The sequence below is a fragment of the Streptomyces sp. NPDC043738 genome, from assembly GCF_056436545.1.
In genome coordinates this window covers 17533-27922 of record NZ_JBWKCJ010000006.1, presented here as the reverse complement: position 1 = coordinate 27922, position 10390 = coordinate 17533, and the positions used below count along the sequence as shown (strand labels likewise).

The window sequence follows — 10390 nt, the reverse complement described above, 5'->3', positions numbered from 1 at the left end:
TGGATGCCAATTGCGGGAGGGGTCATGGCCACATCGTCTGAAGCGGTGGTCGAAGCACTACGGGCTTCGCTGAAGGAGAACGAGCGGCTCAGGAACGCGGCCCAGGCCGCGGTCGAGCCGATCGCGATCGTCGGGATGGGCTGTCGGTACCCGGCCGGCGTGCGCTCCCCCGAGGACCTGTGGGAGCTGGTCCTGGACGGCAAGGACGCCGTCTCGGGGTTCCCCACCGACCGGGGCTGGGATCTGACGTCGCTGTTCTCCGCCGACCCCGACCGGCCCGGTACCTCGTACACGCGGGAGGGCGGATTCCTCTACGACGCGGCGGAGTTCGACGCCGGGTTCTTCGGCGTCTCGCCGCGCGAGGCGCTCGCCATGGACCCGCAGCAGCGGCTGCTGCTGGAGACCTCCTGGGAGGCGGTCGAGCGGGCCGCCATCGATCCGCTGTCGCTGCGGGGCAGCCGGACCGGTGTCTTCGCCGGGGTGATGTACCACGACTACGGCGCCCGGCCCGGCGTGGCGACCAAGGAGGTGGAGGGGTACCTCGGCACGGGGAGCGCCGGCAGCGTCGCCTCCGGCAGGATCTCCTACACCCTGGGCCTGGAGGGCCCGGCGGTGACGGTGGACACGGCGTGCTCGTCGTCGCTGGTGGCACTGCACCTGGCGGCCTCGGCACTGCGCCGGGGCGAGTGCTCGCTGGCCCTGGCCGGCGGGGTGACGGTGATGTCGACACCGTCGACGTTCGTGGAGTTCAGCCGGCAGCGGGGGCTGGCCCCCGACGGCCGGTGCAAGTCGTTCGCCGACGCCGCGGACGGGGCCGGCTGGAGCGAGGGCGCCGGGGTGCTGCTGCTGGAGCGGCTGTCGGACGCCCGCCGCAACGGCCGCCGCATCCTGGCCGTGGTGCGCGGCACCGCGGTGAACCAGGACGGCGCGAGCAGCGGGCTGACGGCGCCGAACGGGCCGTCGCAGGAGCGGGTGATCCGGCAGGCACTGGACGACGCGGGCCTGTCGGCCGCGGACGTCGACGCGATCGAGGGGCACGGCACCGGCACACCGCTCGGCGACCCGATGGAGGCCCAGGCGATCCTGACGACGTTCGGCGGCGAGCGCGAACGCCCGCTGTGGCTCGGCTCGGTGAAGTCGAACATCGGGCACGCCCAGGCGGCCGCGGGCGTCGCCGGCGTCATCAAGATGGTGATGGCGCTGCGGCACGGCGTGCTCCCCAAGACCCTGCACGTCGACCGGCCCTCGACCCATGTGGACTGGTCGGCCGGCGCGGTCGAGCTGCTGACGGACACCCGGCAGTGGCCGGACCCGGGGCGGCCGCGACGCGCCGGGGTGTCGTCCTTCGGCATCAGCGGCACCAACGCCCATGTGATCGTCGAGGCGGCCCCCGCGGCCGACCGGGACGACGCCGCCGCGCGCCCGCCCCGGGCGGCGGACCTCGCGCTGCCGTGGCCGGTGTCGGGCCGGGACGAGGACGCGCTGCGGGCCCAGGCCGAGCGGCTGCGCCGGCATCTCGAAGGCGACCGGTCCGCGCACCTCGCCGACGTGGCGTACTCCCTGGCCACGACGCGTTCGGCGTTCGACCACCGCGCGGTCGTCGTGGCGGCGGACCGCGCCGAGCTGGCGGACGGCCTGCGCCGGCTCGCCGGCGGCGAGCGGCCCGGCGCCGGTGCGCGCGGTGAGGTGTCCGACGGCAAGCTGGCGGTCCTGTTCACCGGCCAGGGCGCGCAGCGGGTGGGCATGGGGCGTGAATGGTACGACCGCTACCCGGTGTTCGCGGAGGCCTTCGACGCGGTGTGCGCCGAGCTGGACCGGCATCTCGACCGGCCGCTGCGCGACGTGGTCTTCGGCCGGCCGGGAACCGAGGGGCTGCTCGACGAGACCGGCTGGACCCAGCCCGCGCTGTTCGCGGTCGAGGTCGCGCTGCACCGGCTGGTGGAGTCGTGGGGGGTGCGGGCGGACTTCGTCTCCGGCCACTCCATCGGCGAACTGGCCGCGGCGCATGTCGCCGGGGTGCTCTCGCTCGCGGACGCGGCGACCCTGGCCGCCGCCCGGGGCCGGCTGATGCAGGCGCTCGCGCCGGGCGGGGCGATGACCGCGGTGCAGGCGACCGAGGACGAGGTCGCGCCGCTGCTGGCCGAGCGGCCCGGCCGCGTCTCGCTCGCGGCGGTCAACGGCCCCTCCTCCGTGGTGGTCGCCGGTGACGAGGACGCCGTCGCCGAGGTGGCCGCGCACTTCGCCGACCGGGGCCGCAACACCAAGCGGCTGCGGGTCAGCCATGCGTTCCACTCGCACCGCATGGACGCCATGGTGGCGGAGTTCACCGCCGTGGTGCGGGGCGTCCGTCTCAACGCCCCGCGGATTCCGGTCGTCTCCGCGCTGACCGGCACCGTCGTGAGCGCCGACGAGGTGTGCGCGCCGGAGTACTGGGCGCGCCACGCGCGCGAGACGGTCAGGTTCCTCGACGCGGTGCGGACGCTTCAGGCCGAGGGCGCCACCACGTTCCTGGAACTCGGCCCCGACGCGGTGCTCGCGGCGATGGGCCAGGAGTCCGCCGCCACCGGCGACGTGGTCTTCGCCGCGGCGGCACACCGCGACGAGCCCGAACAGCGCACGCTGCTGGCGGCGCTGGGCCAGCTGTATGTGCGCGGCGTCGCGGTGGACTGGCCCCAGGTGTTCGCCGGTACCGGCGCCCGCCCGGTGGCACTGCCGACGTACGCCTTCCAGCGTGAGCGGTTCTGGCTGGCGTCGGCCGCGGCCGACGCCGGCCCGGCCCAGGTGGACGACCACCGCTACCGCGTCGACTGGGCGGCGCTGCCCGACGCCGGCCCGGACCGGCTGACCGGCCGGTGGCTGCTTCTCTCCTCCGACGGCGGCGACGGCCCGGCGGCCGAGGTTGTGGCGGCGTGCGAGCGCGCCGGGGCGGGCGAGGTGCTCCGCCTCGGCGTCGACGCGGCCGGCATCGACCGGGCGGCGCTCACCCGCCGGCTGCGGGAGGCCGCCGGTGCCGAGCCGTTGGCGGGTGTGCTGTCCGTACTGGCCGCGGACGACCGGCCGATGCCGGAACTGCCCGCGCTGACCCGGGGTCTGGCGGCGACGGCGGTGCTGACGCAGGCGCTCGGCGACGCCGGTGTCGAGGCCCCGCTGTGGTACCTCACCCAGGGCGCGGTGGCCACCGGCGACGCCCCGGTGCGGCATCCGGCGCAGGCGGCCGTGTGGGGGCTGGGCAGGGTGGCGGCACTCGAATGGCCACAGCGCCGCGGCGGCCTGATCGATCTGCCCGAGCCGCTGGACGCGTCCGCCCTGTCCCGCCTCGTCGGCGTCCTCGCCGACCCGGGCGACGAGAGCCAACTGGCCGTCCGGGCCGACGGGGTGCACGGGTGCCGGCTGGTGCGCTCGCCGCTGGCGCAGGCGCCGGTGCGGCGCGCCTGGCAGCCCACGGGCAGTGCGCTGGTGACCGGCGGAACGGGCGCGCTCGGCGCGCAGGTGGCCCGCTGGCTGGCCGCCCAGGGTGCGGAGCACCTGGTGCTGCTCAGCCGCCGCGGCCCCGACGCCCCCGGTGCGGCCGAGCTGACCGCCGAGCTGAAGGAGCTCGGCAGCGAGGTGACGATCGCCGCCTGCGACCTCGGCGACCGGGACGAACTGCGGCGGGTGGTCGAGTCGTTGCCCCGGCAGCATCCGGTCGGCACCGTCGTGCACACGGCCGGCGCGGTCCAGGCCGAGAAGCCGCTGGCCGAGTGCGGCCTGGCGGAGATCGCCGAGGTGCTGTCCGGCAAGGTCGAGGGCGCCAGGAACCTGGACGCCGTCTTCGACGGGTCCCCCGGCCGGTCCCCCGACACGTTCGTGCTCTTCTCCTCCGGCGCCGGGCTGTGGGGCAACGTCGGGCAGGCGGCGTACGCGGCGGGCAACGCGTTCCTGGACGGGCTGGCCGGCGCGCGCCGGGCCAGGGGCCGGGCCGCGACCTCGGTGGCGTGGGGCGCGTGGGACGGCGGGGGGATGGCCGCCGCCGACGGCGCGGGCGAGCGCCTGCGCGAGCGCGGCGTACCGCTGATGGCCCCGGAGACGGCCCTGGCGGGTCTGCGCGCGGCACTCGACCGCGACGAGACCCTCACGGCCTTCGCCGACATCGACTGGGACCGGTTCGCCCCCGCGTACAGCATGTCCCGCTCCCGCACGTTGCTGAACGACCTGCCCGAGGCGCGGCGCGCCGTCCAGGGCGCCGCGGGGCCCGGCCGGGCCGACGCCCTGCAAGAGCGGCTCGCGGCGCTGGGCGAGGACGACCAGGACCGGCTGCTGCTGGACCTGGTGCGCACGCACGCGGCCGACGCCCTGGGGCACCGCACGCCCGATCACGTCCGGGCCACGCTGGCGTTCCGGGACCTCGGGTTCGACTCGATGGCGTCGCTGACGCTGCGCAACCGGCTCAACGAGGCCACCGGTCTCGCCCTGCCGACCACGGTGGTCTTCGACCACGCCACTCCGGCCGCGCTGGCCGGGCACCTGCGCGAGCAACTGCGGCCCGACGGCGGGCAGATCACCGCGGTGCTCGCCGAAGTGGACCGGTGGGAGGCGGCCGTCGAGGCGATGGCGCCCGACGACGACGCGCGCGGCCGGGTCGTCGCCCGGCTGCGGTCGCTGCTGTGGAAGTGGGACCGGCGCGAGGACGGCACCACCGAGGCGGCCGGGGACGACGCGCTGACGCTCGCCACCGACGAGGAGATATTCGACATCGTCAACAAGGAGCTTGGAATCTCGTGACGACCTCAGAGGACAAACTTCGCCAGTATCTGAAGCTGGTCACCACCGAGCTCCGGCAGACCCGCGCCCGTCTCGACCACGCCGAGCAGCGGGAGCACGAGCCCGTCGCGATCGTCGCCATGGGGTGCCGCTTCCCCGGGGACGTGGCGTCCCCGGAAGAGCTGTGGCGCCTGGTCGCCGACGGCACCGACACCGTCTCGGGGCTCCCGGAGGACCGGAACTGGGACCTGGAGGCGCTCTACGACCCGGAGCCGGGCCGGCCGGGCAAGAGCTACGTCCGTACCGGCGCCTTCCTCGGCGACGCGGCGGGATTCGACGCCGAGTTCTTCGGGATCAACCCGCGCGAGGCGCTGGCGATGGACCCCCAGCAGCGGCTGTGGCTGGAGGTCGTCTGGGAGGCGCTGGAGCGCGCCGGCATCGACCCGGTTTCCCTGCGGGGCAGCCGCTCGGGGGTCTTCGTCGGGCTGACGCACCAGGGGTACGCCTTCCCGTCGCGGGTCAGCACGAGCGACGAGGCGGCCGGCTACCGGCTGACCGGCTCCACCGCGGCCGTGGCGGCCGGGCGGACGTCCTACGTCCTCGGACTGACCGGTCCCGCGGTGACCATCGACACCGCGTGCTCGTCCTCGCTGGTGGCGCTGCACCAGGCGTGCCACGCGCTGCGCTCCGGGGAGTGCTCCCTGGCCCTGGCCGGCGGGGTGACCGTGATGGCCACCCCGAACGCCTTCGTGGAGTTCAGCCGGCAGCGCGGGCTGGCCTCCGACGGCCGGTGCAAGTCCTTCGCCGAGGCCGCCGACGGCACCGGCTGGGGCGAGGGCGCCGGCGCGCTGGTGCTGGAGCGGCTCTCCGACGCGCGGCGCAACGGCCACCCGGTGCTGGCCGTCATCCGCGGCTCCGCCGTCAACCACGGTGGCGCCGGCAACGGTCTGACCGCCCCCAACGGCCCCTCCCAGCAGAGGCTGATCGAGGAGGCGCTGGCCGACGCCCGGCTCTCGCCCGCCGAGGTCGACGCGGTCGAGGCACACGGCACGGGCACCACCCTGGGCGACCCGATCGAGGCCCGGGCGCTGCTGGCGACCTACGGCCAGGGCCGGGCGGCGGACCGTCCGCTGTGGCTGGGGTCGGTGAAGTCCAACATCGCGCACACGCAGGCGGCCTCCGGTGTGGCCGGAGTGATCAAGATGGTGATGGCGATGCGGCACGGCGTCCTGCCGCGGACGCTGCATGTCGACGCGCCCACGACGCATGTGGACTGGTCGGCGGGCGCGGTGCGGCTGCTGACCGAGGAGCGGCAGTGGCCGGCGGACGACCGGCCGCGCCGGGCGGCCGTCTCGTCCTTCGGGGTCAGCGGCACCAACGCCCATGTCGTCCTGGAGCAGGCCTTGCCCGACGACCTCACCGCCGAGGCCGCCGCGCCGGACACCGCCCCCGCGGCGGCCGGGCCCTCGGCGCTCCCGTGGGTGGTGTCCGGGGTGAGCCGCCAGGCGCTGCGGGCGCAGGCGGCGCGGCTGGGCGCGTACGCCGAGGGCCGGCCGGAGGTAGCCGCGGCGGACATCGGCCACGCCCTGGCGACGACCCGGTCGGTCTTCGCGCACCGCGCGGTCGTGGTCGCCGCCGACCGGAGCGACCTGGTCAAGGGCCTGGTGGCGCTGTCCCGCGGCGAGGAGTCGCCGGCGGTCGTCGCCGGCGACGACCAGGGTGCCGGGGCCGCGGAGCGGGCGAAGACCGTGTTCGTCTTCCCCGGCCAGGGTTCGCAGTTCGCCGGCATGGCCGCCGGACTGCTTCGGACCTCACCGGTCTTCCGGGAGGCCGTCGAGGAGTGCGCCGCGGCGCTGGCTCCGCATGTGGACTGGTCGCTGCTTCAAGTGCTGCGCGGCGAGGCGGACGACGACTGGCTGGAGCGGGTCGACATCGTGCAGCCCGCGCTGTTCGCGGTGATGGTGTCGCTGGCCGCGCTGTGGCGCTCGGTGGGCGTGGAGCCGGACGCGGTGGTGGGCCACTCACAGGGCGAGATCGCCGCCGCGTGCGTGGCGGGCGCGCTGTCGCTGGCGGACGCGGCCCGGGTGGTGGCCGTCCGCAGCAAGGCGCTGCGGGCACTGGCCGGCCGCGGCGGCATGGTCAGCGTCGCGCTGGGCGAGACCGCGGCCGCGGCGCTGCTCGCGCCCTGGGGCGAGCGGCTGTCGGTGGCGGCGGTCAACAGCCCCTCCTCGGTCGTGGTGTCCGGCGACGGCGCGGCGCTGGAGGAGCTGATGGCCCGGTGCGACGAGGACGGCGTGCGGGCGCGCCGCATCCCGGTGGACTACGCCTCGCACTCCCCGCAGGTCGAGGCGGTCCGCGACGATCTGCACCGGGCGCTGGCCGGGATCACCCCGAACGCGCCGCGGGTGGCGTTCTGTTCGACGGTCACCGGCACCTTCCTTCAGGCGGACGACCTGCGGGCCGAGTACTGGTACCGCAATCTGCGGCAGCCGGTGCGGCTGGCGGAGGTCACCCGGGAGCTGGCGACGAGCGGATACGACACCTTCCTGGAGATCAGCCCGCATCCGGTGCTGACCGTGCCGATGCAGGAGACGATGGAGCACGCCGAGGTGACCGGCGCGCTGGTGACGGGGTCGCTGCGCCGGGACGACGGGGGGCTGGACGGCTTCCTGCGCGCGGCCGGCGGGCTGTTCGCGCACGGCGTCGACGTCGACTGGGCACCGGTGTTCGCGGGCCGCGAGGCCGCGCGGGTGGACCTGCCGACGTACGCCTTCCAGCGGCAGAGCTACTGGCTGGACGACCGGGACTCCGGCGCGGACGTCGCGGCGACGGGCCTCGCGGCGGGCGACCACCCGCTGGTCGGGGCGGTCGTGGCCACCGCGACCGGGGACGGGCTGGTGCTCAGCGGGCGGGTCTCGGCCCGCTCCCATCCGTGGCTCGCCGACCACGCGGTGCACGACACGGTGCTGCTGCCCGGCACGGCCTTCCTCGAACTGGCCCTGCACGCCGGCCAGTTGCTGGGTGCCGGCCGGGTGCGGGAGCTGACGATCCAGGCCCCGCTGGCGCTGCCCGAGGACGGCGAGGTGACGCTGCAGGTGGTCGCCGCCGACCGGGCCGACGCCGAGGGGTGGAGCGTCAGCGTGCACTCCAGGACCGGGGACGAGGAGCCCTGGACGCAGCACGCGGCCGGTGTCCTGGTCGAGGACGCACCGGCACCCGCGCCCGAGGCCGCGGCCTGGCCCCCGGCGGACGCGGTCGCACTCGACGTCGGCGACCACTACACCGCGCTGGCCGACCGGGGCTACGCCTACGGGCCGGCCTTCCAGGGACTGCGCTCCGCCTGGCGGCAGGGCGCATCGGTCTTCGCCGAGGTACGGCTGGACGAGGAACACCTCGCCGACGCCGAGGCCTTCGGCCTGCATCCGGCGCTGCTGGACGCGGCGCTGCACGCCGTGGGGCTGGCCGCCGGCGAGGACGGCGCGGGGCCGGCAGGGGGGCGGCCCCTGCTGCTGCCGTTCTCGTGGAGCAATGTCTCGCTGCACGCCGTCGGGGCGTCCGCGCTGCGGGTGGCGCTCGCTCCGGCGGGCACCGACGCCGTGACGGTCACCCTCACCGACCCGTCCGGGAATCCGGTGGCCTCGGTGGACTCGCTGGCCCTGCGGCCGGTCGACCCCGCCCGGCTGGCTGCCGCGCACCGGCCCCGGCACGACGGGCTGTACCGGCTCACCTGGCCGGCCGCCCCGGCAACGGGGCAGGCACCGCCGGGCGGTTGGGCGCTGGTGGGCTCCGCTCCCGGCTTCGAGGAGGGCGCGCACGCACCGGCCGCGGTGCGCCACCCCGATCTGGCCGCGCTGGGCGAGAGCGTCGGCTCGGGCGGGCCGGTGCCCGGCGTCGTGGTGGTGTCCTGCGCCGCGGAGGCGTCCGACGGCGACGGCATGGACGCCGTGCGGCCGACGACGGTGCGGGCACTGGAGCTGCTGCAGGCCCACCTCGCCGACGACCACCTCGCGGCCTCGCCGCTGGTGTTCCTGACCCGGGGCGCGGTGGCGGCGCACACCGACGACGTCCCGGACTCCGCGCAGGCGGCGGTCTGGGGGCTGGTGCGGTCCGCGCAGACCGAGCATCCCGGCCGTTTCGTCCTGGTCGACCTCGACGGCGCCACGCCGCCCGCCGAGCAGCTGGCCACGGCGCTGGCCACCGGCGAACCCCAGGTCGCCGTGCGCGCCGGCGAGGCCCTGGTACCGCGGCTGGCCAAAGCCGGCGAACCGACGCGACCGCCCGAGCGGCAGCGGCCGTTCGCCGAGGGGACCGTCCTGATCACCGGTGGCACCGGCCTGCTCGGCAGGCTGCTGGCCCGTCATCTGGTGACCGGGCACGGCGCCACCCGCCTGCTGCTGGTGAGCCGTCAGGGCCCGACGGCGCCGGGAGCCGACGAGCTGGTGGCGGAGCTGGCCGAGCTGGGCGCCACGGCGGAGGTGGCCGCGTGCGACGCGGCCGACCGCGGCGCCCTGGCCGCGCTGCTGGCGCGGATACCCGGCAGTGCCCCGCTGACCGCCGTGATCCACGCGGCCGGTGTGCTGGACGACGCGATGGTGACCGATGTGACACCGGAGCGGCTCGGCCACGTCGGCCGCCCGAAGACCGACGCGGCGGCGCACCTCGACGAACTGACCCGCGGGACGGACCTGTCGGCCTTCGTGCTGTTCTCGTCGGCCTCGGGCGTCTTCGGGACGGCCGCGCAGGCGGCGTACGCCTCGGCGAACGCCGCCCTGGACGCGCTGGCGCAGCGCCGCCGGGCCGCCGGCCTGCCCGCCACGTCGCTGGTCTGGGGCTTCTGGGAGCAGCAGAGCGGAATGACCGGCCACCTCGGCGAGGTGGACCTGGCCCGGATCGCGCGCTCGGGAATGCGGCCGCTGGCCTCGCAGGAGGGCCTGGAGCTCTTCGACCGGGCGCTGGCGGACGGGGACGCGGTGCTGGCGGCCCTGCGGATCGACGCGGCCGCCCTGCGGGCGCGGGCCGCCTCCGGTGCGGTCCCGCCGGTGCTGCGCACCCTGGCGGGCCCCGCCGTGCGCAGGGCGGCGGCCCCCGGCCGCGGCACCGTGGGCCCGTCGGAGCCGACGGCGGTCGAGGGCCTGGACGCGCTGCCCGAGGACGAGCGGGAGCGGGTGCTGCTGGAACTCGTCCGCACCACGGTGGCGACGGTGCTGGGGCACCGCTCCCCGGACGAGATCGCGGACACCCGGGGCTTCTTGGAGCTGGGCTTCGACTCGCTGACCGCCGTCGAGCTGCGCAACCGGCTCGCCGCCGCGACCGGACGCCGCCTGCCGACCACCCTGGTCTTCGACCACCCCACGCCACAGGCCGTCGCCCGGCACCTCGGCACGCTGCTGGCCCCGGACGGGGACCGGTCCGCCGCCGACGTCCTCGCCGGCGTCGACCGGCTGGCGGCCGGGCTGCGCGCCACGCGGCAGGGGGACGAGGTGCGCGAGCGGGCCCTGGAGCTGCTGTCGGAGCTGCTGACCGAGCTGACCGGGCGCGACGACGACACGGACCTGGGACTCGACGCGGCGAGTGACGAGGAACTGTTCGACCTGGTGGACAACCGGTTCAGCAATGCCAATTGACCAGCCGTCGTGCCGGCTGTCGGGAA

Annotated in this window: 2 protein-coding genes; both read left to right on the top strand. The window is 76.3% G+C overall.

Going from position 1 to position 10390, the window contains the following annotated elements; all coding sequences use genetic code 11:
* Positions 1 to 45: 45 nt before the first annotated feature.
* Entirely contained in the window at positions 46 to 4761 is a 4716-nt protein-coding gene (locus AC0680_RS10805) for a type I polyketide synthase (protein WP_478627114.1), read from the top strand.
* Positions 4725 to 10364: a type I polyketide synthase gene (locus AC0680_RS10800; RefSeq protein ID WP_478627112.1), complete on the top strand. Its 5640-nt coding sequence runs from the start codon at positions 4725 to 4727 to the stop codon at positions 10362 to 10364. The genes AC0680_RS10805 and AC0680_RS10800 overlap by 37 nt, the downstream gene beginning before the upstream one ends.
* The last annotated feature ends 26 nt before the right edge of the window (positions 10365 to 10390 follow it).